The sequence below is a fragment of the Spirosoma foliorum genome (genome assembly GCF_014117325.1).
Taxonomy (GTDB): Bacteria; Bacteroidota; Bacteroidia; order Cytophagales; family Spirosomataceae; genus Spirosoma; species Spirosoma foliorum.
Genome location: NZ_CP059732.1, coordinates 6,557,206 through 6,583,086 on the forward strand (window position 1 = coordinate 6,557,206; position 25,881 = coordinate 6,583,086).

Below are 25,881 nucleotides of genomic sequence, written 5' to 3' on the forward strand. Positions count from 1 at the left end.
TTTATTCGTGATGCATCAACCCTAACGAAATGGGAAACCGGCGCGTGGTGGCAGGGTAGAGGTGTAAGCTGCTGGAGCCATGATCCGAATGATTCCATCAACCTCAGCCGCCCATGCCAAAGCGTATTTTTCCGATGCGCTGTCGAAGGCTGATTACTATTTGAATGATCAGGAACTTCAGGGACAGATGCGCGGCAAACTGGCTGAACGGTTAGGTCTCGTCGGCCCAGTGACAAAAGATGTCTTTTTCGCCCTCTGTGAAAACATCAACCCCACCACCGGGGAGAACCTGACACCCCGAACAAAAGACAATCGTGTCACCGGTTGGGACTGTAATTTCCATGTCCCCAAGTCCGTCAGCATTCTGCATAGTCTTTCGAACGACGATCATATTCTGGATGCGTTTCGCGAGAGTGTACGCCTGACCATGCTGGATATGGAACAGGATGTCAAAACCCGTGTGCGCAAGGACGGGCTACAGGATGAACGGCAGACGGGTGAATTGCTGTACAGCGAATTTATCCATCAAACCGCCCGACCGGTTGATGGTCATTTACCCGACCCACATTTACATGCCCATTGTTTCATATTTAACGCCACCTGGGATGAAAAAGAACAGGAGATCAAATCCGCGCGGGTGCGCGATGTCTTCTCTGATATTCCGTATTACCATGCCCGGTTTCACAAGCGGCTTTCAGACAAGCTTATTGAACTGGGCTATCAGATCAGGCGGACGGACAAATCGTTTGAGGTTGAGGGTGTCCCGCAAGCTGTGATTGATCTGTTTTCAAAACGGACGGATGAAATCGGTCGCATTGCCAAGGACAAAGGCATTACCGACGCGAAAGAACTGGATGCGCTCGGGGCGCGGACCCGCTCTAGAAAACAGAAAGGCCACACGATGGCCGAACTGCAAGCCGAGTGGCGCAAACAGATTCTGGATTTAGATACAGGCGATAAAGACGACGGGAAACAGATTATTCGCTTCGCCCCAGCGAAAGAGAAAACAACGCTTACATCTGAGCGCTGTGTCGAACACGCTTTAGAGCATGGTTTTGAACGGGCCTCTGTGTTACAGGATCGTCGCCTGCTGGCTTCGGCCTATCGGCACAGTATCGGCGATGCGTCGGTTAAACTGGACAGCATTACCGACAGATTTAAGTCAGACGAGCGACTGATCCATGTTGAAGAGAAAGGTCGGATACTCTGTACAACCAGACAGGTGTTGCAGGAAGAACAACGGATGGTGAAACTAGCCCAGGCAGGTCAGGGTAAGCTTAAACCCCTATATACAAAGGCTCCTGAAGTAAAGCTGGATGGTCAACAGGCTGATGCGATACGGCACGTGCTGACCACGACCCACCGCGTGTCCATTATTCGCGGTGCAGCGGGTAGCGGCAAGACGACGCTGATGAGCGAGGCTACCGCCTGGATGAAGAAGGCCGGTAAAACTGTAACCGTTGTGGCACCGACCTCGCAGGCGTCGCGTGGTGTCTTGCGAGAAGAAGGATTTGAGCATGCTGAAACGGTAGCCAGGTTACTGTCTGACGAAAAGATGCAGCAGGCTTTAATAGGTCAGGTCATCTGGGTTGACGAAGCCGGGTTGCTGTCAAATCAGGATATGACTGCTCTCCTTGGTTTGGCCCAGGAGAAAAATGCCCGGCTTATTCTGGGCGGTGACACGCGGCAACATGCCAGTGTGGTACGTGGTGACGCTTTACGTATATTGAATACCGTTGGAGGCATTCAAACAGCGGAAGTCAGCAAGATTTACCGTCAGCGAGATGCCGGATATCGGACGGCTGTGGAGGATTTATCCAGGGGTGATGTCCGTCAGGCATTCGCCAGGCTGGATAGTATGGGCTCAATTCAGAGCGTTGACCCATTGAAGCCGAATGAAGCCTTGGTGAAGGATTATGTTGCTACACTCCGCAAGGGAAAATCAGCTTTAATCGTCTCGCCGACTCATCAGCAGGCCGAAGCCGTAACAGAAGCCATTCGCGACAAAATGAAAGCGAGTGGGCTGCTTGGTAAAAAAGAAATATCAGCCACCCGGCTCACAAATTTGAACATGACCGAAGCGCAGAAAAGTGACTGGCGCAATTTTCGTCCCGGACAGATTATTCAGTTTAACCAAAACAGACCCGGCATTAAACGCGGTAGCGTGTGGACTGTTGACACCAGCACGGATAAAGGGGTGATCATCAAAAATGAAGAAGGACACTCCCTGCCCTTACCAACCGGCAAGTCTGGCGATTATGATCTGTATCGAAAAGACGATCTCGCGCTGGCCAAAGGGGATTCCATCAGGATTACCCGCAATGGCTTTGATGCCGAAAAGAACCGGTTGAATAATGGCCAGATTCTGGAAGTCATATCAGTCAATAAAGCGGGTGAGTTGCATTTGCGAAACAGCGTTAGCAAAGCGGATTATAAATTAAGTAAGGAGTACGGCCATCTGGCTCATGCGTATTGCGTTACCTCTCATGCCTCCCAGGGTAAAACGGTTGATGAGGTGTTCATTTCACAGCCAGCGGCCACCTTTCCCGCAACGGACGCTAAACAATTCTATGTGTCTGTATCGCGCGGTCGTGACCGGGCGCGGATTTATACCGATGACAAGGAACAGTTGCTGGATCATGCATCACGCCTTGGTGACCGGCAATCGGCGTCTGAACTGGTGAAGCGAAAAAATCAGACGCTGGATATGGTGCAGCAACGCATTCGAGCCGATTTAAACCGGACACCGGTCAATAAGGGAAAACCAAAGGAGGTCGTCAAACCAGCAAGAAGCAGAGACCGCGATTATGAACCAGGGCTTTAAGTTACGCTTTGATCAGATGCGCGACAGCAATCCGACCGATCCAGAGGCCGGATTGAAACCTGTCGATCAGGAATTCTATCAGACATCGGGTCATACCCGTAATCTGTGCTTCATTTGGCCCGATGGTCGGCGAATGTTTTTAAACTATGCCTATCTACTGGCGGGGGAATTTGAGCCTGACAGCGATAAAAACAGCATTAAGCTTAGTTTTTCATCCCACACGGTTCTCTTACAGGGGTTTTCCCTGGATGCGCTTTTTATGGCGTTACTAGATCATCTGCCACGATTGATTGTCGCGATTGATCCACGTTACGTATTGAAAGACGACGCAAAAGAGGCAGTGGTCATTGAAATCACTGTTGAGCAAAAAGAGGCTTAATGCGATTCTGTTTCTTGCTAAAAAATTAACCTATGTCTTTAAGGCATACAATAACAGACCGCGCACCCACTAGGTACGTGGCATTAACAGGATCAACGCCCTCATCAACAAAATCGTCGCCAGCGGCCAGATACGTATTAATGATCCGACTCCAGGGGCCCGCTTCCTGTATCGAAAATTGTTGAGCCTCCCAGTATGCATTAATCATGACATACAAGGCCCGGTTCGGGGATAATTTTAACGAATAAGCGAAACTCCGCGCACTCGCGCCAAAATCGGGGTTACGTTGATTAGCTCCATACCATGTAACATCGTCTTGCCAGAAACGGCCTCTTCCCAAGCCCGTTTGCTCTTTTCTAAATTTGATTGCCTTTTTGACAAACCCATGAAACCCATTGAATTGAGTCAGGCGATCCCAGTCAAGCCATGTTGTTTCGTTATCTTGATTATAAGGATTCCCATTACCACCCTGGGTATTTAAAAATTCGTCTCCTGCTACAAACATTGGCGTTCCATTCGCCAGCATCAGGAGCGTAAAAAAGTTTTTTGCCTGGCGTTCTCGCAGTTGCATGACTTCTACAGGGACATTGACATCCCCTTCAAATCCGCAATTCCAACTCGTGTTGTTATCGCTATAGGCCACTAAATCATATAGATTAAAGCCATCATGGCAGTTAATATGATTGATGCTTTGATAGGGGTGATACGCGTTATAAGTATCATCAGGAAAGACATCATTACTACCATATAAGCGTAACATGGCAGCGCCCACTAACCCTGCATCACTTTTAATATAGCGACGGATATCATTTCTAAATTTATCGTTCCACTGACGCCACGAGAGACCTGGATAATTTTTGCCTAATAAATAGCCAGCACTCTTGCCAGTGGCATCCCATGGTTCCGCAATGAGCCGGACATTCGCTAATACAGGATCGGATGCAAACAAGGCAAAAATGGGCGTTTCGGCTGAGTGGTCTGCATTATCATCAAAGCGGGCAAAAATGGGTGCTAAATCAAACCGAAAGCCATCGACATGCATTTCCTTTACCCAGAACCGTAAGGCATCAACGATAAAACGTTGCGTTGCAGGATGATTGGTTCGTAGCGTATTACCGACACCGGTAAAATTAACATAGGGATTGGCGGGCGTTCTTGGATCGGTATTTAATAAATAATACGTGCTATTGTCGATCCCTTTAAAATGATAGGTTGGCCCTTGAATATCCCCTTCAGCACTATGATTAAAGACAACATCCAGAATAACCTCAATACCGGCTTTATGGAGTTCTCTGACCATTGTTTTGAACTCCATAATTGACGACTCTGGCGCCAGACCCACCGAATAGAACTGGTGAGGAGCAAAAAAACCTAGCGGATTATATCCCCAGAAATTAGCATTACTGTTTTCTGAGGGCTCAAATTGAAAGACCGGCATCAGTTCAACCGCTGTAATACCAAGATCTACCAGGTAGGGTATCTTATCAATGATACCCGTATACGTGCCCCTGTTTGAGAGGGACACGGCTGAGTTGGAACGATGGGTAAAACCACGCACGTGCATTTCATAGATGATGAGATCCGTTGTATGCCGAATGGGTTGATCTCCCTGCCAGTCAAACGGCTTAGCCACCTCTTTGACCGAGCGCAAACAACTTAAAGCCGCCTGTCCAGCATTTGAACCCTTGCCTAAGGCCGCCTGTCGGCTAAACGTAGGCGGAAAATAAATCCCCTTGGCATAGGGATCAAGCAAGATCTTATTGGGGTTAAAGGCGTGAAAATAAGGGTCTTGATCGGCGGCATTTGCTGCTAAAGCTCCCTCTACCTGGAAAGCATAGTACACAATGGTCGGTATATCCGTCTCTAGTAAACGACAGTGCCAAACCCGTTGTGATTTATTTCGTAAGGGGTCCAGTTGGATAACCCTATCAGGCACCTGTACTTGATTGGCTCCATATAACAAAAGCGTTACTTTGGCAGCGTGGTTTGAATAAAGAGCAAAGTTATAGGACTGTTGAAGGCTATCATAGGTAACGCCTAGCGGAACAGCAATTCCGTCTATATCAAACCAGTTATCTTCCATATTGCTCGCAGACGTATTCAGGTGAAACAGGGTGTTTCCGGCGAAGATAACGGATTGGAAATCAAATTGCTCCGGGAAATTTCCCGTATTTTCCCCTACTAAATACACGATCTTTAATGGTTCTACAACAAGGCTTGCCAAAGCACTTAACATCGTTTAGCTGCGGTCATCTGAACGTTTTGCAAATGGGTTAGAATAAAACCATTTGCTTAAACGAACGAAAAAAGCCGGGTAGCATTCTACCCGGCTTCGGTTAATTAGGCCTGTGATTTGTTACGCCGGACGACTAAAGTCGCGTCCTGGCCTTTATCCTTCAGGTAAGAGATGCCCAGCGTATTGATGGACAGGTTTAAGCCTCCTCCGTCAGTGTGTTCCCAAGCAGCGCCCACGGTGAGCCAGTCGGACTTGGCATTGCCCTCCTTGGTTTCGACCACATAGATCGTATGGGTTGGTAGTTTGGAAGTGGTTTCGGTGTGGGTAGTCATCATCAAATCTCCTTTTCTGTTTGGTTGATGATGGGAGCGGCCTTAGGTCAAGCGAGGGGGCCAGCTCCCCGAAGGGCAAAAATCGATGCGCAGCCAATCGGCGTAGCGTCTATTTTTGACCGAAGTCGTCAGAGCTTTTTTGACTGGTCAAAAAAGAGGGATCAGTGTTAGCACCAGCGCTTGACCTACGCTGCCATCACCAATCAACCAGGACAGGAAAGCAGGTTCTGATGAAACCCACCAAATGATCCATGGCCAATTAACCGCTTTATGCATGTGGTGCCTCCTCAAGGGTGTTGTAAGGTGTGGATATACTCAACGGCTTTCTGGGCCTGGGATGCGGCTGAGACAATAAAGCGTTTGTCATCTTTGAGCACCTGGAGCCAGGATTGAAGATAGGCCGAATGATGCGCTTCCGGCATCGGCTCAAAGCCCAGGTCAGCAGCCAGAAAGCAGGCTCCGAGTTCGGCGACTAATTCTTCTTTGGCGTAGCCTTCGTCACCGTAGTGTTTACGACCTAGATCACGGTTCAGGCGGGTGGGGTGTTTCGTCCAGTGGGTCAGCTCATGGGCCAGAACGGCGTAATAGCCTGTCACGCGGTCAAAGCTTTCAAACGGGGGCATCTGAATGCGATCTCTACTCTGTATATAACTTGCTTCGCGCCCGGTATAAATCTCCGCCTTGGTCTGGGCGAAGAACGTTTCCAACTGCTGTATGCGATGCTGCGGATTGGCAATTAGGGGTTCAGGCGTTTTGTAAAAACTCTCCCCTAATCCATCAATCTGCGCGGCATTGAAAACGGTATAGGGTTTGAGAAACGGGATTTGATTGATGACTGTTTCGCCTTTGGCGTTTTCCTCTTCCTTGACAATTTTGTCGGCATAAACGATCTGGGTGCCTTTCTCTCCCTTACGTACAGAAGCTTTCAATTCAATGGCCTGTTTAAAGGTCATCCAGTAGGGCGATGTATAGTCCTGCTCGACAGCCGTTCCCCAGAGCATCAGGATGTTGATGCCGCCATAGGGAACACCGTTCCAGCGGAGCGGGCGTGTGACCTGGCTGGCCAGATAATCGGCGTTCCAGGGTTTCCGCCAGGTGAGATTCCCGTTTTCCAGATCGGACAGAATTTTATCGGTTACACGAGCGTAGATATCCTTTTGCGTTGCGGTTGAATGGGTCAAAAGAGGTTCCTTTCTGGTATGGGTTGAAATAGATTTTTTGGTAATGGTCATTAGCTGTTCTCCACAAGTCAGGGTTACGGGGATGAAACAGCCCGGCAGTTGAGCCGAATGAACCAATATGAATTTTGGCTGGGCGGGGAATGCGCACAGCGCAGGCGAATCCACGCGGGGCGAAAATTCCTGTTGGTGGAATGAGCGATGTCGGGTACATCTCCGTCCTGAAACCTTATCTGTGGAGAACCGCTGTGACGAATTGGCAAAACTATCGTCCTATAGGGAATTCATCGGTTACCCATTATCATCAACCCGGCATCAGACCCTCATCTGCAAACGAGATGTAGTTCTGTGGCGTGATGATCAAATGATCGAGGACGGCAATATCAAGCAGTTTGCCACCCTCTTTAAGCTTACGGGTCAGCGCCTTATCACTATCGCTAGGCTGTAAATTACCACTCGGGTGGTTATGTGCCAGAATGATACTGGTCGCCTTGCCTTTTAAGGCCGTCGCAAAAATAACTTTAGGATCGGCTAGACACGCATTCATGCCGCCCGTCGAAATATCCGAAATGCCAAGACAGTTATTTTTCTGATCGAGCAGCAGAATTTTAAACTGTTCGATCAGTTCCATGCGATTTTCATCCCACGCATGGAGCAGGATTTCATACGCCGTTGCCGACTTTTTAATCTGAATGCGATCCTGATACGGAATTTTATTGCGGTAGATGATTTCCACTTCATTGACCCTGAAGAGGGATTGCAGCGTGTGTTGATCCATGTACGCCATCGCCTTCACAAAGTCAGATTGAGTTGGTGCATATGCCACGCATTGACATCCTTATGCTGGGCATAAATCCTGTTCATCGGCTTATGGACAAGATCCGCCTGAGTTTTGAAAAATTCATTCAAAGCAATCGTGGCTTTTTCGCCTGCCGGATCATTATCCATCCAGCTATAGGCGGTGCGATATCCGTAATTCTGGATGTAGGGAATGACCTGTTTCAAACAGGAAACTGAATGGAGAATAATCGTATCATCTTTGAAGCGTTTCCCATTCAACTTTGCAATGGCCGACAGGTAATCCATACCGCCTTCAAAAAGATGGACACCCTCCGGCTTGGGTTCGCGGCCACGAATAAAGGAAATGGCTTTGGGGCCTAGCGATCCTTTAAAGAACGGGTTACGCAGCTCATACCCGCCCTCTTCGTTCGGAAAACCAAGGGCATAAAAGCTTTTCCTTGTATTCTTGTTACGCACGTGGATTTCTAGGAAGTATTGTTGTGCAATAGCCAGAGGAATACCGCGCTTTTGCAGATAATGGATCAAACCCAGGTGTTGGATCGGCTTTTTCGATTTTAGAATTAGGGATTGGCTCTTCTTACCATCTCGTTCTACTTGAAGGGGCGTAAATTCATAGGGCCCCACTCCCATATTTTTGAGCCAGCGCAAAGCGTCGGATACGGTATAATCTTCACGGTTGGCTTTGAGATAGGCGCAGGCAAAATCAACCGCGTTACCACCAACCCCTTCACCATGATCATACCAGCAATTGGTGATCGGGTTGACGTCAAAACTAGGTGTTTTCTCTTTTCGAAGTGGTGACAGATACCGCATTTTCGCTTCGTTAATGCGCTTGGCTTCAATGTGTAGGCGGCTCAGAATTTCGACAATAGGTGTCGCTTTCGCATGATCTATGTTCATGACGATCTCCAAAACTAGAATGTGGGAATAGAAACAGGCGTATAGAACTGGAACGGGTTAACGCGGACTCTTACCGGCAGAGTCGCTGTTCGATAAACTTATCTAAATCAGAACGGCGATACCGCACGGCACGACCTATCTTGATTGGCTTGAGGTCATCATAACGCTTTGTGCAATCCCAGACGGCCAGTGTACCAGGGGAGACACGAAGGTATTTAGCCGCGCTCTTTCTATCCAGTAGCGGTTCTGGAGGATTTCTATTGGGCATGGTGCATCTTTCGTAAAAGGGGCGATTTTATCATCAGCAAGAGACAACGTGACGTCTATACAGTGATGCAGCTAAATAATTTTAAGACAGCCTGTCAATTCAATTCGTGGTTGATTAATGACTAATAACAACTGTTTATCAACCAAGGATCGTTGACGAAAATTATGTCTCTTTCACGCTGTGTGTTTTACTTTTTTATAAAAAATGAAGTGGTCAATTCGGTAGTATCGAGTCTATTTGCATGTTATTATATTTATATCTGATTTAATGAAATGACTTTCCCAAGTCCTTTCTTCAAGCTGGTTATATATTATTTAAATGAGGCATCGGGTTCGAAGACTTTGTTGCCGCATATCATGCCCAATCAGTGTAGCAAAAACATACCCCCCTATGTAAGGATTCTATATGGACGATTTATCAACATCCTCTACCAAACTTTTAGGATTTCTCCGACTGGAACAGGTTTTGCAGTTAATACCGGTTAGCAAAGCAACGTGGTGGAATGGTTGCAAGTCAGGCCAGTTTCCTAAACCTTATAAACTGGCACCACGAATTACTGCCTGGAAGATGAGCGATATTCAAGATTGCATGAATAATTTTCAATGTAGCTGACATTAAATTGGCAGACTGGCCTTCAGGCTTGCCCCACAAGCAGAAGCCTGAAGGCCGGTCTTTGCTCGATCTAACTTAGATCATGCAATCAGCTTACAACTATGGGTGCAATTAAAAAAAGGTACATAAATCATCACGACATCGCTGTATAAATCTAATCCTGTTAGTATACAGCGATTTTTAGTTATGTATGGTATAGCTAAACAAAAAGGCGGACACGGTCCGCCGTTGCGGGCCGCTGCCGGAAAATCTATTATTTCGTAGCTAAAATCCCCGAAAAAGTAAATTTATTGATTTACTAAAAGTCTCACAAACTCAGTTAAAATGTAAGATTTTGAATTTGATATGTGACCGGGTCGCCGGTGCGGATGACTTTATAAGACTTTATCTTATAAAGTAAGAGTTTGCCTGGGCTAGAACTGTTTCCATCTCAAGAATAGGACGTTTAAAAGACGTACAATATAAAGTATTCAGCCTAAAATTAGTTGGCGCTGGTTAGTTCGTAATAGTATAAAAGCCAAATTGATTACGCCATTTACTTAATTTAATGATCGATAACGTTACAGGCGTCATACTCGTAGAATGGCGAAACTCCTAATAAACATTGGTAAATCCACTAAAGATGGCTAGTAATTACTTACTAAGAAAAAACGGGAAAACTCCCCTTTTATTCAGCCAACCAATTTATAATTTTGATCATGAATTATAAAAATCTAGAATACGCCTGCAAACGAATGAACACATAACTATAATTCTATTCGCAATTAAACAATCAATAAACTATGGAATTAATGGTTAAAGGTAAGGCAGGTTCTCCTGCCAATATCGCCGTTGCTGTAGACCCTGCGTTTTCAACCACCGTTGTTCTTGGACAAGGAGATAATGCAAAGATTTTTCCTCCAAGCAGAGAGTTTCAGGCCATTGGAACCTTCCCAATGTCAATACAAATATTTTTCCTATTTCATAAACGCCCTTGGGGCTTAGCGATACAACAGGAAGGTGGATCAGCTTTTTCTACGACAAGTGCAGCGCAGCAATTAAATGATGCTATACTTATATCTCCTGATATCGCATCAATTACATTAAATTTTGAAAGTGATGAATAAATTAAAATCTGGCTGTTTAGCTTCCTTCATATCAATTATCTTATTTTGTTACTCAACGATTGCTTACACTCAGTCCACTCCAACTAGTTCAACCTCTGCCCCAGGTTCTTCCTCAGCTCCAATTTCAGATACATCATTAATGATATCTACTGGGGTCACATCTGCCACTTCAGTATCCGATCCGGATAAACTTAAAGTGACCCCAGGTTCAGAGCTTCAAGGAGGCCTAGGAAATTTTGGGGACCCAGCCACCCATCATGGGTTTGCTTTAACAATGAACGGCAGTTTAGGATTAACTAGCAAACCAAATACATTTGGTTATGATGCCTTTTCGGTTAATACGAATGTTGTGGTTGGTTCCAATGAAGTTGGGAAACGAATATTTCTTCAATTCGGAGCAGCAAACTGGTTTACACCTGCTTTATCCTCTGTCTATAAATCAGACGTTTTATCTACTGAGGACAAGGCGGCTGAAGGTAAAACGGTCAATAGTATAATGGGGGGGCTAGCCATTCAATTGGCAAATAACCGGGAATTTGATAGATTATCCCCTCAAGAAAAAAAGCTGCTAACTGATTTAGATCTTAGCCTTGTAGCTTCAGGAACAAAAAATCAGTTAAAAAGTGACTCAGTTAGAAAGTATATCGAAGACTATATGTGGAAAGAAGTCGTTCGAAAGTCATTAAGAAAGTTTAGTGCAATTATAGGCGGAGTTTATCGATTAGGAAGCTTGGGGGCTGAAACGGATATTTCAGCGGCTGATCTCTATCTTACAGCTGCTAGAGGAAAGGGAATATTTGATTTTGTTGGCTCAATCCACTATTTAAAACCATTTAAGGATGAATTGGTCGCCAAAAATGCAATTACAGGAAATCTGGGTTTCTTTTTTGACCTCGATGATGCTCCGCCAGTAAATACGATGGGATTGTCATTTGGACTAGGGAAGTATAATTATGTAGAGAAAAATCTGGACGTTCAGAAAGATGGAAAAACCACTAGAATTTCGGATACACCTCATACTATTAGGTTCGATGTTACATTGTCATTCTCAGGTCTATTCAAGGATTTAGGGCCACTTGGTTCCAGTATTGCATTTAGATATACCAAGCTAAATAATTCTAGTACAGATAATGAATCACAATTTGTGGTCTTATTAACGACAAAGTTTATTAACAGTAGAAAATAAAATATTCAAAACCAATAGTATTAGATGGAAATAAATAGTAATAACAAGAAATCAATCTTGAGGGTTGCCAAGATTTTACTCATTTCTGCAAGCATCATTTTGCTCTATTCAATTTCTTTTTCAAATGGCGATAGTTTGGTTCATTTCATTATTTATTTGTTTTACTTTATTGGGGCAAGTATTTACGTCTTTCTGCACCTTGAGAATATTATATTTGATCCTCAGGATTATAAACCGAATACCAAGAAAAATGATATTGTATTTAAACTTCGATTAAGAGCATTATTATTTAACAATTTATCAGTGATCATATTCTGTTTCATATTTGTACTAATTGTCATCAGTTTCTATTATCTGTTATCTCCACTTAAAGATAAGAATACAAGTGCTACCGTGGCGGGAATAACCTTAACAGCTGTAACAACTTCGTTGATTTTTTTAGTCCAAATTGCGTTTCGGGTATTTAAATACATTTTACGTGTTGCAGCATTTTATAATGCCAGAGCTGATGCTATTGAATTTAGCTTGCTGGATGCATCTGTAACATTAAAAGACTTGATGGAATTATTTACGCCATCAACTTACGATATTTCTGATGTTACAAATGATCAACAAGCACAAGGAACTATCTCTGGAAATGTTCTAAATGCTAAACCACAATTTCAGGCTACTGCCTCCAGTACCACCGGTTTGTTACTGAAACGCGGAGAAGAGCTACCATCAAGCGTGGCAGATCTATTAAAAAAATAGAAGGCAAAGTCTATCTCTTCTGAAAATTGAACTTTACGACTAAGTTAAAAGAAGTTTCGGTATCGCTTAGAGACCTATGGCTATATACCTTTTGAAATAAAGCCTATTTCATTTTATCGAAGTATGTACTGGTTAAAACAATTGTAAATTATTACAAATTACGGAGGATATATAGAGACGGCTATAGGTCGTTCAGCTTAATCTACAATTCAATACAATTCCGATCAGATGTTAAGTCCTTTGCCTGAGGTTCTGGGAGAAGTAAGTGGCAAGTGTGGGTAACACAATTCACGATTTCCCCCTCCACCTTAAGAATAGTTACTCTCATCTGGTAACAATAATAGATCGTCGTGTAGGTTGATTCAGTTAATACAGCAGCACCATTTGCATAGAGGTTCTTGTATGTTTGCCATTCCAACACGTCACAATACAGTCTATATTCTCAATAAACACTCCACTTTATAAGAACTGGCGTATCACAATTAGCTGTACGTAATCAAATGTGGAGTTTCTGTATCGAACCAGCCCCTGGGCAATCGTGACGGTTTATGCCACTTTTTTAATTATACCCGACTATCTTTTTGAGGCTTTTTTCTTTAGTGGCTTTATCCAATAGATCAGCATAGTCTTGCATCATTTTCTTGCGTTCGGCCAAGTATTCAGCGCGATTATAAGCTGCGCGAACTTTATCACTGTCTTCATGCGCTAATTGGCGCTCAATAACATCTGGCTGATAGCCCTTTTCATTCAAAATCGTACTAGCCAGCGTCCGAAAGCCATGTCCTGTCATCTGGTTTTGATAGTTCATCCGCCGTAAAGCCATCAGGATAGCCCCATTGCTGATATGTTTGCTTTTGCTGGCACCACTATGGAACACATGGTCTCGATGCCCGGTAAGCTGTTGCAGGCTTTTTAAAAGAGATAGGGCTTGCACTGATAACGGCACAATATGCGGTCGTTTCATCTTCATGCGTTCCGCTGGTATGTGCCATTCCTGATTTTCCCAATCGATCTCTACCCATCTTGCACCAATAAGTTCACCAGTGCGAACGAACGTTAGCGCCAGGAATTTCATGGCAGCTCCGGTCAAATTGTTATTTTCAATCCCGTAAGCCTGTATGGCCTTCATCAGATCGGGCAACTCATTTGGGTGGATACAGGCGTGATGCTTCTCTTTCACTGTGGGAAGGATATCCCGAAGGTCTGCGGCTGGATTATGAAGGCATATGCCGCGTTGAGCGCCGTAGCGAAAAATCTGGCTTGTCAGTTGTTTTATGCGTTTGGCTGTTTCAATAGTTCCGCCCTGCCCGGTTTTCTCCAATACTCGCACGACATCAGGAATGGTAATTTCGGTTATGGGGAGTGCACCAATCAGTGGAAAGACATGCTTTTCCAGGCGAATCAGACATTGTTTGCGGTATTTTTCAGCAAGTCCTTTTTCCTTAATAGCCAGCCATTGCCTCGCCACTCGCTCAAAGGTATTTTCACCCTCAGTTATCCGGCGTAGTTTTTCGGCTTTCTTCTCGCGAGTTGGGTGTTTACCTGCCTGTTGCTGCTTACGAGCCTGATCACGCTTCAGTCTGGCTTCAGCCAGCGAGGTATCAGGATAACGGCCTAAAGCCAGCATTTGGGGTTTGCCATTGTAATAATAGCGCCAACGCCAAAGTTTGCTGCCTGCTGGCGATACTTCCAGAATCAATCCACCACTATCGGTAATACGATAGAGCTTTTCCTTAGGCTTAAGAGCCTTGATGGCAAGTTCAGAGAGCGGCATTTATACCCTTAATTCTACTCACATCCATGTTGGATTGCAAGGAATCTGTTTAGACGTAGATAAACGCAAAAACCAGTAATTCCAAGGGTTTAAGGGGCTCTCTTATGCTGTGTTAGACGGCAAAATATGAGTAGATGGCTCCTCGAGCAGAAAGCTAACAAAGTGTATAAATTATTGAATTCACTATTGAAATAGAATTCGAAATAAAAATCTACACTTCTTTCTACCTATACCATTGCTAGATCTAATTATACAGTATTACGTTCATTACACAAGGCGTCAAATAAGGCTGTCCCTAGTTGATACACTGCGAACCGACACAGATATACGAAGCTTAATCGTTGATAACATTGATAACTATCATTTTTACGATCTTATTAGAAGATAAAGCCCGCCCTAAATTCATTGATTTAAATTATGATGAATAAATAACATGCCCGACGGTTCACAAAAGGCTCAAGACGATATTGGTTTTATAGTGTCGTCAATTTAAGTAGCATACATGAAGGATTCTTCGTCTCAAATGGGAGCGTTTTCATGAGACAGGGGAATTGAATGAATTCATATCGCTCATGCCATTTAACGAACCTGATGATTCCCCATTACAAACTTACTACCCTGTTGATGAATAGCTTCTAGTTGGTGATAAACTGAGGGCAAACGTCGGCGAGAGATGACAAAATGAACCTGATTACTTACCACGACATAAGAAGGTAAACGCTGATCCGATTAAAATGAGAAAAGACAATTACTTTGAAAAAAACCTGACAATTCTAGCAAATACAAAAAAGCCAGCCAAAGCGCCAAACACAGTTGGATATAGCGGAGCTTTTAACATATACCACACCAGGACAATAAATAGAAGGAGAACGCCCGCAGCGGCAACGAAAAACTTCCAAGCTCCGCTTTTCATACAATTCAAAAGTTTACAACGACAAAACAATGTATTTACTACTCAGTCTATCAGTCACTTGAGGGTTAGTGGTAAAAATACTAAGAAGAAAAGACAATTGTTGCGTACAGTATGGGCGATGTTTATTTTGCTCCGACTTTAGTGATCGAACAAATTTATCGTCGTAGAAAACCTCAAGCTCAGATTGTTTGCATCTTACTATAAAGTGCAACATAAATACATCCTAGTATACTAGCGCATCAACAATATTACCGTTCTAATTAGCTGGTAACAGCGCCTGCTTCAATGCTTCAACTGCTAGTTTTACTCCAATCTCTTGAGCTACCTTTAAAACCCAACTTCCCGCACTCGCTAATTTTTCAAGCATTTTTGCTCCATCTCCTTTTCGAGCTTCTTTTTTTGCTTCTGCTACATTTGCAACAGCAACGTCTTCATCTTCTGTTTTAGCCAATTCCTTAAGCTTTAATCTTAACGCTTCAAGCTCGACTTCTAAAGAAGATAAATCAATTCCCGACTTTAGGTTATCCCATTTTTGATTATAATTCACTGTCCCAGTAGAGTTTCGGCCTATTGATCCTACAATAGCGCCACCCTCGACGTGAATTCTGTCGCCAGATTCAAAGTTATTTGTATTGTCTCCCATGATATAATTTATGACTGTTTGCTTTACGAGTTTACTGACTATTGTTTCAATTTTTCTTTCAATGTTTGGCCTAATTACAGCCCCCTTTACTTTTATAAGAGCTCGGCTTATTTCATCAAGATACTTTTGTCTAGCGTAAGGTTTGAATTGATCTTCTATATCTCTAACCCAATCAATAAATTTTCCTTCTTCTAGGCCATCAAGTTGCTTTTCACGGCGCATAATAATTTTCGTGGCACGGTTAAGATAATCTTGCAAGAAGTCGAAGCCTTCTGTTCTTTCTGATAGATTTATTTTATTCTGATTTATATTCAATAAAAATTTACGTAAACATTCGCGTTCTGCATTTAATCGCATAAGGGATACTCTAAATAAACGAGCAGTAATTCGTTCATCATAGTTTTTTTTATCTACAGCTATAAATACACTGCGCACTTGATATAAACTTACCGTTAAATATGCACCTTCAATGTTAGTAACAGATAGATTTTTCAATTCACTAGAAAATTTATCTAAGCAGAATTTATGAATATTTTTATTAGGCATTGGAAAGTCGATATGATAATTATTTTTAGTAACGCTCCAATTATTGTTGTCAATATAACCTTGAATATTATTTAGATTATTATTGTATTTATAATTTCGAATTATTCGTGATTCGCAAAAAAGAAGGGGTTCTCCAGCTTGAACCCACCAATCTTTTACATCATCTTTATTAAAATTGTGAATTGTAGTTGATTTTAGATATAGATTTGCTAGGGTTTTTCCTGCAGTTGCCAGTTTGCCAATCCAAGGAGTATTTCCTGGGCGACGAATAGTAACAGTAAGATTTAGAAACGATTCGACCACTTCTTCATAAGTAATATATGCTTTCTTTTTCGGATTGAGAATAAGTCCTATTTCAAATTTACCGGTAGCTAAACCATCATAAGAAAGCCTTTTAAAAGCAACTTTATATGGCCCGTGGTAAAATTTGAATGAAACAACATTACTATAGAAGCGAGGTTTGGTAGTGAAAGAAATTGCCTTTGAAGCATTGCAGACCATAGGCTCAGCTAGCCAGCCTTCAATCCCAGTCATTTTACGACTTACTATTCCTCCCACTGATCGTACGTATTCATGTTCATATAAGTCTAGCCATTGTGGCCGGCTACATTGACCACAATTTGTTGGAAGAAACTTTCTTAAATCAAGAAAAGGAAATTGAATAATAAGTAACATACAAACTTTTAGTATGGACTTGCAACAGAATAATAGCCAAATTTTTAAGTAACCAATCTGGATTTGTCTACTGTAATACTCAAATGAGTACAGTTAATCTTACACTAAATACCTTCGTTGCCGTTTATATCAAATATGCAGTGGCCTTCAGCTATTTTTAATTCAGTTTATAACTTTCGAATAAGACTTAGTTCGGTCAAATCTAACAACTACAAATATGCTCACCCCTATAAAAGGGTGAGCATAATTTCTAGCTCTTCCTCACTATAGGAGGTCGAGCATCTTACTCTTAACCCAAATCTCGTAGAATCTACGAGTGAACTAAACTGGACTAGTTTCATACCTCGCGGCAAGAAACTTAAGGATCGGTCCTAAGCCGACGAGTGAAAAATAATCAAATTTGTTTATATAAAAATAAAGTAATACTATATTTATTCAAATATACTCTCGCTGAGAGTTCAAACTAATCTTAGTCCCGTTAAAGGAAAAGCTGGAAATCGATCGTAAACTAACAGGTCTAAGCTAATGTCACCTAGTTATAGGTTCAACAATTTCCGAGTAAAGATTTTATCCCTTAATAGGAGTTTCTAAGATATACCGGGAAAACCATCGGAAATCGCGCTCAAATGTGATTTTATTATCATAGATATCCCGTCCCTCCACTTTCAGGGTAATATAGCTTAACTGCTTACGGACATGGTCAATTATTGATTCGTCAGCATGTTCACCAAAATTCTTCTCGAAAACCGCCAAATACGTATTAGGCAAAATCACTCTTCGGACTAAATTACCGGCTGAAATATGCATATAGGACTTCGGGTCAATATCTATGCACTCTTCGATACTGGAATATGTAGTGCCATGCTTACTGAAAGTGAGTCGATCAATAATTAGCGGCCCCAAGCCATTATTGCGGATTTGAATTCCAAGCTTCTTTTTATGATCTGGCAAGTCAATCTGCCCTAAAGGTTTCAAAGACTTTTCATTATGAACCCGTTGCAGGCGTAATTGATAAAATGTGGCTAGCAAAGCCAACATAGAAATGATGATTGAAATTGTGACTGACAAGTTAGCCCCCTGCTCGAAAAGAGGTTATATCATCTTATAATCTTGCAGTAATTTCAATCGCTCCCTTGCCTGGAGTTCGTAAATCAGGGGGATAAACTTGTAATACAAACTACATTGAGGGTCTTTACCATTCACCCGGTACACAGGACAGCCGCTGGTACAGACGGATTTATAACGGCATGATTGGCAGTCTTGCGACTTCATGCCTTCATAGTGGCTGCCCTGCTCGATCATATCAACCAAATCCATACTGTCATCGAAGATGCTATGTGAGAGCTTGCTTGCATCGCCAAAGTGCACATGGCAGTAATTGACCGAGCCATCTACATAAATTGCACCACCCGAAAACCCTGACGCACAGGTCTGAAAACCTAATTCATTGGGTTTTAGATCACAGAATTGATGCCGATTTGAAAATTGCCAGCCGGTTTGAATGGCATCGCTCATGACCACATAGGATTCCGATAAGTGTCTTTCCAGCAATTCAGCGTCGATGGCCTCGCCTTTAACAATGGAATAACGAAACGGGACATCAAGATCAATCAAGTATCGCGTTAAGTCTGTTAAGCCTTCCAGATTAGCATTACTGACAACCGTACTGGTCGATACTGGTATATTATGGGCTAAGAGTTTGCGTAGGTTACTATCAACCAGCTTAAAGCTCCCTGCCCCCGATTTGAATGACCTGGTTGCGTCATGATGAATTTTCACTCCGTCGAGCGACACACCGTAACTAATATTATATGCTTTGGAGAACTCAATAATCTCGTCCGTTAAAATTGTTAGATTGGTAATGAAAGCGACATCCAGAGCGCATCCCAATTCTTTTAAGGTTCTTCGCGCGACTGGGATAAACGTTCGCCACGCTTTGAACTGTGTTAAAGGTTCCCCTCCGGCCAGCCTAAGCTTAACGCTATTCAGCTTTCGCTTGCTAACAGTTCCAACCAGCTTATGCAGCAATTGCCGTTGTGTAGCATCCTGCATGCCACTGCTGGTATTCAGGGTTGAGATGTAGCAGTAGCCACAGCTGAGGTTACAGCGGTTAGTGGTGTGAATCCAGAAATTCAAGGATTTCGGACTAGCTGGTTTCTGCGGTTTGCTGAAGTGATCGTCAAATCGGATGATCTCGGTTTGAGAAAGAACACCTAAAAATTTATCTAAAACGTCGGTTTGAATAGAAAGTTTGTTGCAAAGTGCTGACGTATTGGTTCTGTTGTCGATAGCTGCAATAATCTCGTACTGTGCTCTATTGAGAATACGTAGTGAATTCGGATAGGCACAGTTGACTGCATAAAAATGCTCATTGTCAATAGCTCTTACCAGCAGGTGGGGCGATTTGATCGGTATCAATGTTATCATCGCTTGGAGTGGAGCTATATCCGATACAATCGCAGTCTGTGTTACGTGATGTCATGGTCAGTTGTTTTTGTCCGATGAGTTGTTTGAGAATTGAGAAATCATCGAACAGGATATCGTTCTGGTGAATTGCCGTCATAGTCGAGGTGTTTAAATGTGTTGACTGCTATAAAGTTACTGTATTGGATACGGTCATTATCTGTGCCGCTGCTTGTATCGCACAAGGTCATCACTTGTTTTTTACCAGAGCGATTTCACTTAGATTTGTGCATGGACACGCCTACGATACATCAAGGCCGCAACATCAAGCGGATTCGGGAGATTCTGGGGATTAAACAAGATGCCTTAGCGACATCTTTAGGCCTTAGTCAGCAAGCTGTATCCCAACTGGAACAGAAAGATATATTGGATGGAGACGTACTACAAAAGGTGTCGAAAGCACTTGGAATTCCAGAAGAAGCAATAAAAAACTTTACGGAGGAAGCTGCTATTAATATCGTATCCACCACTTTCAACAGTCATGACCAATCGACTTCTATAGCTTATCGTTCATCCTTGACGTTTAACCCAATTGAGAAAATAATTGAACTTTATGAAAGGATGCTAACAATTGAGCGGGAGAAAAATGAGCTGTTACAGAAACTTCTGAATTCAAAAGAGTAAGCTAGGCGCAGTATTAGCTGTTTATCCATTCCACGAGCTATAATCAGAAGGCCTTTAATTTTCCCCGAGACAATGTGGATAACTCGCCAATTTTTTGTGGATAACTTTTACGCGTTTTATTCAATTGGAAATAGCCATTTTCTGTAGATATACGGCTCAGTGCTCTCAAAAGTCCTGATTTTCTATAAAGTAATAATGAAGTATTATCAAAAATCACTTTGATCAGGCCTCATCTAGGCACCCGTACTTGCAACCTACGTGCTTATTTATATAACTCAATCTTTTGTCTATCATCAAATTTAATGCTATTAATAGCATTGACATTGTCTAATTTTATGCTATAATTGGCATGATATAATCAATGATTAATGCGGTATATAGCATAAAATGACCTATTGGGACAGAAAACTCATCAGAGAGCAACTAGATCAGAAACTCAAAACCCAGCTTGCTGCTTTCTATACAGATCAAGGCTGGATAAAGCTTATCCGTGAAGCCTTGGGTATGTCTACGCAACAACTGGCCAAGCGAGTTGGAATTGATCAGTCCCGGATTTCTCGCTTGGAAAATGCTGAAATCGACGGTGATTTGAAACTCTCTTCCCTTAAGAAAATAGCAGACGCTTTGGATATGCAGTTTGTTTACGGATTTGTTCCTAAAAACAGCCTTGAAAGCATGGTTAGGGAGCAAGCTCGAAAAATAGCCCTCAAGCGTATGGGCCGGGTAAACCATACGATGCGTTTAGAGGAACAAGAGCTTACGAATGACGAAAAAATGAAATCGTTTGACGATTTGGTTCAAAAGATACTTATCGAAAACCCTAAGGATTTCTGGGATCAATGAGCACGTTCGATTACCCGCCGGGCGCAACGCCACTAAATCTTGAAGAACTAGATGGGTTGAAGCTCAAGCATATTAGAACACGGGCCGAACTAGACCGCTGGGAGCAAGAGAATATTCAGGAGGCATTAGCTTGGCTATCGCGCCGACGTAAGGCTGACATTTTGGACGAAAAATTTATTTTCCAGCTACATGACAAGATGTTCAATAAAGTCTGGCAATGGGCCGGAAGTTGCCGACGATCCGATAAAAATATTGGTGTAACCTGGAGTCGTGTTCCCGTTGAACTGAGGCAACTTCTGGACGATACGAAAACATGGATTGAATATTCCGCCTATTCACCAGATGAAATAGCATTGCGATTTCATCATCGCCTGGTTTGGATACACTTGTTTCCAAATGGGAATGGCCGACATGCACGACTTATAACCGACGTCCTGCTAACTGAACTATTGAATCAGGAAGCCTTCACTTGGGGGAGTAGCGATCTTTCTAATTCTGGTACAGTCAGAAAACAATACATTACAGCGTTAAAAGCCGCTGATGCCTATGATTACAATTTATTACAGAGGTTTGTCCGATCTTAACTAACTATCGAAAACGGTCACTCTTATTACAATATATATAACCGTTTATTTACTACCAGCGCTAACAAGAATTGGGCGCTCCTAAAGGAACACCCACCAAAAGAGATAGCTAAGTTGGACAAAACGCCCGTCGAAGACAATCTAGCTCTCATACAGTATGGCTACCTTCTGGAGCTGTCCTTCATCTTATCTTTTTAACGAATAGTTAATTCGGTTTCATTTTCTCTGCACAATACCTCAAACTTCGCTTTTTTATATCCAGTTCATTCAAAACGTTCGTCTTCGCGACGATTTTTTTCACGCGCTTGTTCTCGATCTTCTATGATAGCAGCTTCCATTTTAGAATGTGTCTCCCTTGCCCAAGCAGATATTTGTATATTCTTATGAAGAAAAAAGTCTTCAAGTAATATAAGACGATATTGCAGAATATCTGCTAATGAATTTGACCAAGACCTCGGCCAAATGGCGTCATTAAGCGCAGCTATAACACTTTCTGTACTCGGTGCTTTCTTAAGGATAGTACCTATAAGAGGATACCATTCTAATCTGGACGTATCCTGGCTATGAAAAAAAACATCGATTAAGGTCGCTATTTTTTCGTAGCGTTTAGAAGGATCAATATCGCACCATGAAATAATCAGCGAATCAGTTAGTTTAGTTAGTGGGTTTCTCTTCCTGGAAAAACTATCAGAAATTAATCTGCGAAGCTGATAGTCTTCTAGAAGGTCTGTTCCAATAATAACATCAAGAAATGCTTTAGGTTGTAATTCTGCTATTACTTCTAAGAAATCGTCGCATTCATCGGCATAAAAGTCGCGAGATGCGAAAGCGTCAACTATATTCCGGCATATTGTAACGGCGCTTTCACTAGCACTTTCACCCAGCAGACAGTTTTTAGCTACTGTACTTAAATTATAATCCATCAGCCTGCGATCAACATGTTCAGAATATTGATAACCAACCAATATAGCTCTCCCTACTTCGAGCAAAGTTTCTGGACATTCCTTGTCATCAGAGCTACGGAGGAACGAACTAAATAAATCTAATGCAATATCATCTCCCCCTTCTTTTGATAATATTTTCATTATAAGGCTAGCTGAAGCTTGGTCAATAAGTGTCTGATCTATTTGCCTTAGCCAAAGGTTCCTATAGGCTATAAGAGGAGCAATATTAAAATCTAATGCTTTATGTAGGCGCTCGATACCATTGGCGTCAATTATAACATTTGTTTGAAAATCAGGGAACCAACAGCCTAAAATCGGATCAGTAAGAATTTCATCCAATATGATGTTTGACAGCTCTATATCATTTTGATACGTCCCAACTAGGTATCCTTGAAGCAAAGTAGCATTCCTTTTACTTTCATCAGTTTTTTCTAATTGATCTCTGAGTTTTTTCCAGAGTGCGTTTCTATCATTAGAACCTTTTGCTAAGCCTCGCCCAATAATCCATAAGCGGTTGCTTTCCTTATACATTAACTCAGGAATTAATATATCCAAGCTTATTTCATCCTGAGCTAATAGCTGCGCTAGATTAAATGAAATTTCATCTACTTTTTCCCAATTTGCACTTGGAATATCTTTGCGCTCATCCTCGTCGATATACATTCCTCTGCTAGAGAGCGCATATGCCCTTATTTGCTCTACCAGATTTACTGGTTCTAATAATCTACTGAGATTTCTTAGCTTCCTTAGGCCGTCATCATCATTATCTTCTTTATCAAAGTATATTGCTGTCCTTACTTCAAGCCAGCCTTCGATCCAAGATCCAGTATTTTTAATTTTTACAGCGGCATCTTGTAATTCTTGCTGTACATTTGACCTTGTCCATAGGCCTCGGAATTTATTCGCTAATATTTTCTTTAGTTTATCCGATAAGTTTGAATCTAACAAAATAATATCTACGCATTTTTTAATTAGATAACCATGCCAATTAGATAACTCCTGAACAGTTTGAGGAGTATATCCATAGTCGCGTGGCCTGGCACCAAAATCAAAACTATACATAGAATTAAAATGCCAAGCTTCTAGAGATGTTTCTAAAAGCAGAAGCCCTAATTCTTGTTTATTAGAATCGGTGCTAGTAATTAGTTCATTGATAAATGAATAGCGAATTTCTATTGGGGCATGTGTTCCTGAGAGATATAAAAAGAATAATGATTTTAATGCGGCCTTAGCATTCTTTCTCTCATCATCTCTTCCAGACAAAGTCAAAAGATAGAGCACTCTTACGCTTTTTATAAAAAGTTCGCTATCGTAAGCTACTTTACGAAGTAATTGTACGATACGCGAGTGATGGGCAATAGACCCATTATTTGATTCAACATTTTTTACAGCCCTTTCAATCGCTTCCAAAGTATTTTTGGGAGAAACTGGGGCTATGTTTTCTAATACATTTATGCCAAAGTCGTTTAGGTTCTCTAAGTTATCCAACCATCCATCTTCCTCAAGCCATCCATTTACAATTTGTACCGCTTCGTCGCTATCGTGGAGATAGTTTAATCGGCGCGTAAACGACTTTATTAATCTTTCAGAGCCATTTTCAAGAAACGTCGATACAATGCTATTTAAAGGGATCGTTTTTAGGGCATTTTTAGCCAGTCGATTCGCAATTGCTTGTGGCAATAAGGCCCGCCAAACACTTCTTGATTGTATAAGGTCTCTATTTCGGAGCTCGGCCACATCCCCGTATAAAGCGTGTACTGGTTTGTTGATTAATGAAGCTAGAATAGATAGTTCAGATATGGCATGAGTTTCTGTTCCTTCGAATGAGTATACTAGAGACATCACCTCAGCTGCTTTCTTTAAATCAGCATTTGTTTCATTCCGCTGTCGAAAGAGTCTGTCAAACAGTTCTTCATTCTTAAAACCAGAGAGCGTTTCTCCTTGCCGTACTGTATTTGCTAACGCAATTGCAATTCTAGCATTCCCCCCTGAAAAACTAGCAATACTTTTTGCAGCTACTTCACTTATATGTCCAAATCGTTTTCGAATCAATTTATAGATTAGTTCATCGCTGGAAGGTTTCAGGCGAAAAATGTGTGTTTCTTCTGCCGAATCGTCCCGAACATCGTATTCAACTGTAATCAAGCTTAATGTACTTCCTGAGCCAGAGCATACCTCCGTTAGCTTTCTGTGCAATTCAGGAGGACAATTATCACATACGACTATTGCCTTGGTTCTTTGAGTTATTAGTTGTTCAACAAATGTTCTTGGGTCAGGATCAGGCCCATTTGACATGTCTGTATAAAAGACTTGAGATGAGTTTAGTGGGGCTTCGCCAATCCTCTCGTCAAAAAGGGCTTGTACAAATCTTGTTTTCCCAACCCCAGATAAACCAGCTAACCGAACACAAGAACCTTGTGTGGCTAAAATCGCTCTGATTTTATTTAATCCAGCTTCTATGTCTACTTCTTTCTCTTTAATTTTTTTTGTATCATCAAAAAGACGTATGCCTTCGTCAAACAAATACTCTCCTATCACTTCTCCCGGTTGAGTCCAGTTTTCATAGGGCTGCCACCCTTTTAAATTGCGGCCTACTTTATTTCGAACCCATAAAACCATTGAAGGGTGTGTTCTCACCCAGGTCGCAACCCTTCCCCGATCATAGAAGTCAAGGTGAATCTTTTCGTGGTTAATTGCACCTATTACGGCTTTTTGCATCGCATGACGACGATCTTGTAAAGCCTTATAAGATGTTGAACCAGTTGAGCAGACTATTATATAGCTTCCGCCAGCTTGAATAAGCGATTTAATCGAATCTCTTAATATACCGTTAGGTTTCATCTCCTCGACTATGGCAGACGCGGACATATCCGGTTTCTTGACCTGAAATCCATTCTTAAGTCTTGGTATAAAACCTCCTGAAATTATATTTTCAAGCTCAACAACAACATCAAGTCCACCATCCTTAGCATCTTGATGTCCTCCCCAGGTTACTCCCCTTGGGGAAAGTTCATGTGCTTTACAATCTGCTTCACATAGCAAGCCAATGAGATCTCTCAAATTACTGTCACTAAGCTTTGCAATGTCGTCACCTGAAATTTCAAATAAGTTTTCCATCAAGCTATTTTCAATAGCAGTACGTTTTAAATGTTCGATAACCTAATTATAGAGAGATACTGATTCCTTAATTCAAAAAGAAGGTGACAATTTTAAATTCTCTCAAATCTAAATAAATGGAAGAAAACACTTGGCTTTGCCTTTTTAAAGCCAAACTTCACAGATTTTCTTTTTAGCTGATGG

20 protein-coding genes are annotated in these 25,881 nt (G+C 42.2%); 9 read left to right on the plus strand and 11 right to left on the minus strand.

Features of this window, described 5'->3' with window-relative positions; genetic code table 11:
- The first annotated feature begins 88 nt into the window (after positions 1-88).
- Positions 89-2,824: a MobF family relaxase gene (gene mobF / locus H3H32_RS27635; protein WP_182464497.1), complete on the plus strand. Its 2,736-nt coding sequence runs from the start codon at positions 89-91 to the stop codon at positions 2,822-2,824.
- A complete protein-coding gene (locus tag H3H32_RS27640; protein ID WP_182458972.1) occupies positions 2,808-3,203 on the plus strand; it encodes a hypothetical protein in 396 nt (131 codons plus the stop codon). Before mobF ends, H3H32_RS27640 begins: the two co-directional genes overlap by 17 nt.
- A 25-nt stretch (positions 3,204-3,228) precedes the next feature.
- Here H3H32_RS27640 and H3H32_RS27645 read toward each other — a convergent pair whose 3' ends face one another.
- The 6 genes from H3H32_RS27645 to H3H32_RS27670 form a co-directional block, all read right to left on the minus strand.
- Positions 3,229-5,394 (minus strand): glycogen debranching protein, encoded by a 2,166-nt coding sequence (locus tag H3H32_RS27645; RefSeq protein ID WP_220472566.1) that lies wholly within the window; start codon positions 5,392-5,394, stop codon positions 3,229-3,231.
- A 149-nt stretch (positions 5,395-5,543) separates the two neighbouring features.
- The gene (locus tag H3H32_RS27650; RefSeq protein ID WP_182458973.1) at positions 5,544-5,774 is read right to left on the minus strand and encodes a hypothetical protein; all 231 of its coding nucleotides are present in this window, start codon (positions 5,772-5,774) and stop codon (positions 5,544-5,546) included.
- Positions 5,775-6,058: 284 nt separating this feature from the next.
- Positions 6,059-7,003: an ArdC family protein gene (locus H3H32_RS27655; RefSeq protein WP_182458974.1), complete on the minus strand. Its 945-nt coding sequence runs from the start codon at positions 7,001-7,003 to the stop codon at positions 6,059-6,061.
- Positions 7,004-7,253: 250 nt separating this feature from the next.
- Complete coding sequence (locus tag H3H32_RS27660; RefSeq protein WP_182458975.1) at positions 7,254-7,727, minus strand: JAB domain-containing protein; 474 nt, start codon at positions 7,725-7,727, stop codon at positions 7,254-7,256.
- A gap of 14 nt (positions 7,728-7,741) precedes the next feature.
- The gene (locus H3H32_RS27665; protein WP_182458976.1) at positions 7,742-8,650 is read right to left on the minus strand and encodes a DUF8464 domain-containing protein; all 909 of its coding nucleotides are present in this window, start codon (positions 8,648-8,650) and stop codon (positions 7,742-7,744) included.
- Between the two features lie 70 nt (positions 8,651-8,720).
- Positions 8,721-8,918, minus strand: a complete 198-nt coding sequence (locus H3H32_RS27670) for a helix-turn-helix domain-containing protein (protein ID WP_182458977.1) — start codon at positions 8,916-8,918, stop codon at positions 8,721-8,723.
- 405 nt (positions 8,919-9,323) lie between these two features.
- Between H3H32_RS27670 and H3H32_RS27675 the strand changes: the two genes are divergently transcribed.
- The 4 genes from H3H32_RS27675 to H3H32_RS27690 all read left to right on the plus strand — a co-directional run bounded on the left by H3H32_RS27675 (position 9,324) and on the right by H3H32_RS27690 (position 12,572).
- Positions 9,324-9,530: a helix-turn-helix transcriptional regulator gene (locus H3H32_RS27675; protein ID WP_182458978.1), complete on the plus strand. Its 207-nt coding sequence runs from the start codon at positions 9,324-9,326 to the stop codon at positions 9,528-9,530.
- Positions 9,531-10,312: 782 nt separating this feature from the next.
- Entirely contained in the window at positions 10,313-10,636 is a 324-nt protein-coding gene (locus H3H32_RS27680) for a hypothetical protein (RefSeq protein WP_182458979.1), read from the plus strand.
- Positions 10,629-11,822, plus strand: a complete 1,194-nt coding sequence (locus H3H32_RS27685) for a hypothetical protein (RefSeq protein ID WP_182458980.1) — start codon at positions 10,629-10,631, stop codon at positions 11,820-11,822. Before H3H32_RS27680 ends, H3H32_RS27685 begins: the two co-directional genes overlap by 8 nt.
- Before the next feature lie 24 nt (positions 11,823-11,846).
- Positions 11,847-12,572 (plus strand): hypothetical protein, encoded by a 726-nt coding sequence (locus H3H32_RS27690; protein WP_182458981.1) that lies wholly within the window; start codon positions 11,847-11,849, stop codon positions 12,570-12,572.
- A gap of 559 nt (positions 12,573-13,131) precedes the next feature.
- On the opposite strand, the gene H3H32_RS27695 is transcribed toward H3H32_RS27690, so the two are convergent.
- The 4 genes from H3H32_RS27695 to H3H32_RS27710 form a co-directional block, all read right to left on the minus strand.
- Positions 13,132-14,346 carry a tyrosine-type recombinase/integrase gene (locus tag H3H32_RS27695; protein WP_182458982.1) on the minus strand — a complete coding sequence of 405 codons (1,215 nt, stop codon included), beginning with the start codon at positions 14,344-14,346 and terminating at the stop codon, positions 13,132-13,134.
- A gap of 1,169 nt (positions 14,347-15,515) precedes the next feature.
- On the minus strand, positions 15,516-17,123 hold the full coding sequence (locus H3H32_RS27700; protein ID WP_182458983.1) for a hypothetical protein: 1,608 nt from the start codon (positions 17,121-17,123) through the stop codon (positions 15,516-15,518).
- 567 nt (positions 17,124-17,690) lie between these two features.
- Positions 17,691-18,161, minus strand: coding sequence for a hypothetical protein (locus tag H3H32_RS27705; protein WP_240543507.1), 471 nt, complete (start codon positions 18,159-18,161; stop codon positions 17,691-17,693).
- A 54-nt stretch (positions 18,162-18,215) separates the two neighbouring features.
- Entirely contained in the window at positions 18,216-19,550 is a 1,335-nt protein-coding gene (locus H3H32_RS27710) for a radical SAM/SPASM domain-containing protein (protein WP_182458984.1), read from the minus strand.
- 267 nt (positions 19,551-19,817) lie between these two features.
- On the opposite strand from H3H32_RS27710, the gene H3H32_RS27715 reads away from it, so the two are divergent.
- The 3 genes from H3H32_RS27715 to H3H32_RS27725 all read left to right on the plus strand — a co-directional run bounded on the left by H3H32_RS27715 (position 19,818) and on the right by H3H32_RS27725 (position 21,637).
- On the plus strand, positions 19,818-20,210 hold the full coding sequence (locus H3H32_RS27715; RefSeq protein WP_182458985.1) for a helix-turn-helix domain-containing protein: 393 nt from the start codon (positions 19,818-19,820) through the stop codon (positions 20,208-20,210).
- 387 nt (positions 20,211-20,597) lie between these two features.
- Positions 20,598-21,053: a mobile mystery protein A gene (locus H3H32_RS27720; RefSeq protein ID WP_182458986.1), complete on the plus strand. Its 456-nt coding sequence runs from the start codon at positions 20,598-20,600 to the stop codon at positions 21,051-21,053.
- On the plus strand, positions 21,050-21,637 hold the full coding sequence (locus H3H32_RS27725) for a mobile mystery protein B (RefSeq protein WP_182458987.1): 588 nt from the start codon (positions 21,050-21,052) through the stop codon (positions 21,635-21,637). Before H3H32_RS27720 ends, H3H32_RS27725 begins: the two co-directional genes overlap by 4 nt.
- Positions 21,638-21,900: 263 nt before the next feature.
- Here the strand turns inward: H3H32_RS27725 and H3H32_RS27730 are convergent, their stop codons facing one another.
- Positions 21,901-25,698 (minus strand): hypothetical protein, encoded by a 3,798-nt coding sequence (locus tag H3H32_RS27730; protein ID WP_182458988.1) that lies wholly within the window; start codon positions 25,696-25,698, stop codon positions 21,901-21,903.
- Positions 25,699-25,881: the final 183 nt, after the last annotated feature.

Excerpts from the sequence above, each read along its gene's own strand:
- H3H32_RS27710 (WP_182458984.1), bottom strand. The coding sequence starts at position 19,550 with ATGATAACATTGATACCGATCAAATCGCCCCACCTGCTGGTAAGAGCT.
- H3H32_RS27690 (WP_182458981.1), top strand. The coding sequence starts at position 11,847 with ATGGAAATAAATAGTAATAACAAGAAATCAATCTTGAGGGTTGCCAAG.
- H3H32_RS27670 (WP_182458977.1), bottom strand. The coding sequence starts at position 8,918 with ATGCCCAATAGAAATCCTCCAGAACCGCTACTGGATAGAAAGAGCGCG.
- H3H32_RS27705 (WP_240543507.1), bottom strand. The coding sequence starts at position 18,161 with ATGTTGGCTTTGCTAGCCACATTTTATCAATTACGCCTGCAACGGGTT.
- H3H32_RS27680 (WP_182458979.1), top strand. The coding sequence starts at position 10,313 with ATGGAATTAATGGTTAAAGGTAAGGCAGGTTCTCCTGCCAATATCGCC.
- H3H32_RS27725 (WP_182458987.1), top strand. The coding sequence starts at position 21,050 with ATGAGCACGTTCGATTACCCGCCGGGCGCAACGCCACTAAATCTTGAA.
- H3H32_RS27640 (WP_182458972.1), top strand. The coding sequence starts at position 2,808 with ATGAACCAGGGCTTTAAGTTACGCTTTGATCAGATGCGCGACAGCAAT.
- H3H32_RS27660 (WP_182458975.1), bottom strand. The coding sequence starts at position 7,727 with ATGGATCAACACACGCTGCAATCCCTCTTCAGGGTCAATGAAGTGGAA.
- H3H32_RS27720 (WP_182458986.1), top strand. The coding sequence starts at position 20,598 with ATGACCTATTGGGACAGAAAACTCATCAGAGAGCAACTAGATCAGAAA.
- H3H32_RS27650 (WP_182458973.1), bottom strand. The coding sequence starts at position 5,774 with ATGATGACTACCCACACCGAAACCACTTCCAAACTACCAACCCATACG.
- H3H32_RS27675 (WP_182458978.1), top strand. The coding sequence starts at position 9,324 with ATGGACGATTTATCAACATCCTCTACCAAACTTTTAGGATTTCTCCGA.
- H3H32_RS27685 (WP_182458980.1), top strand. The coding sequence starts at position 10,629 with ATGAATAAATTAAAATCTGGCTGTTTAGCTTCCTTCATATCAATTATC.
- H3H32_RS27695 (WP_182458982.1), bottom strand. The coding sequence starts at position 14,346 with ATGCCGCTCTCTGAACTTGCCATCAAGGCTCTTAAGCCTAAGGAAAAG.
- mobF (WP_182464497.1), top strand. The coding sequence starts at position 89 with ATGATTCCATCAACCTCAGCCGCCCATGCCAAAGCGTATTTTTCCGAT.
- H3H32_RS27715 (WP_182458985.1), top strand. The coding sequence starts at position 19,818 with ATGGACACGCCTACGATACATCAAGGCCGCAACATCAAGCGGATTCGG.
- H3H32_RS27700 (WP_182458983.1), bottom strand. The coding sequence starts at position 17,123 with ATGTTACTTATTATTCAATTTCCTTTTCTTGATTTAAGAAAGTTTCTT.
- H3H32_RS27665 (WP_182458976.1), bottom strand. The coding sequence starts at position 8,650 with ATGAACATAGATCATGCGAAAGCGACACCTATTGTCGAAATTCTGAGC.
- H3H32_RS27655 (WP_182458974.1), bottom strand. The coding sequence starts at position 7,003 with ATGACCATTACCAAAAAATCTATTTCAACCCATACCAGAAAGGAACCT.
- H3H32_RS27730 (WP_182458988.1), bottom strand. The coding sequence starts at position 25,698 with ATGGAAAACTTATTTGAAATTTCAGGTGACGACATTGCAAAGCTTAGT.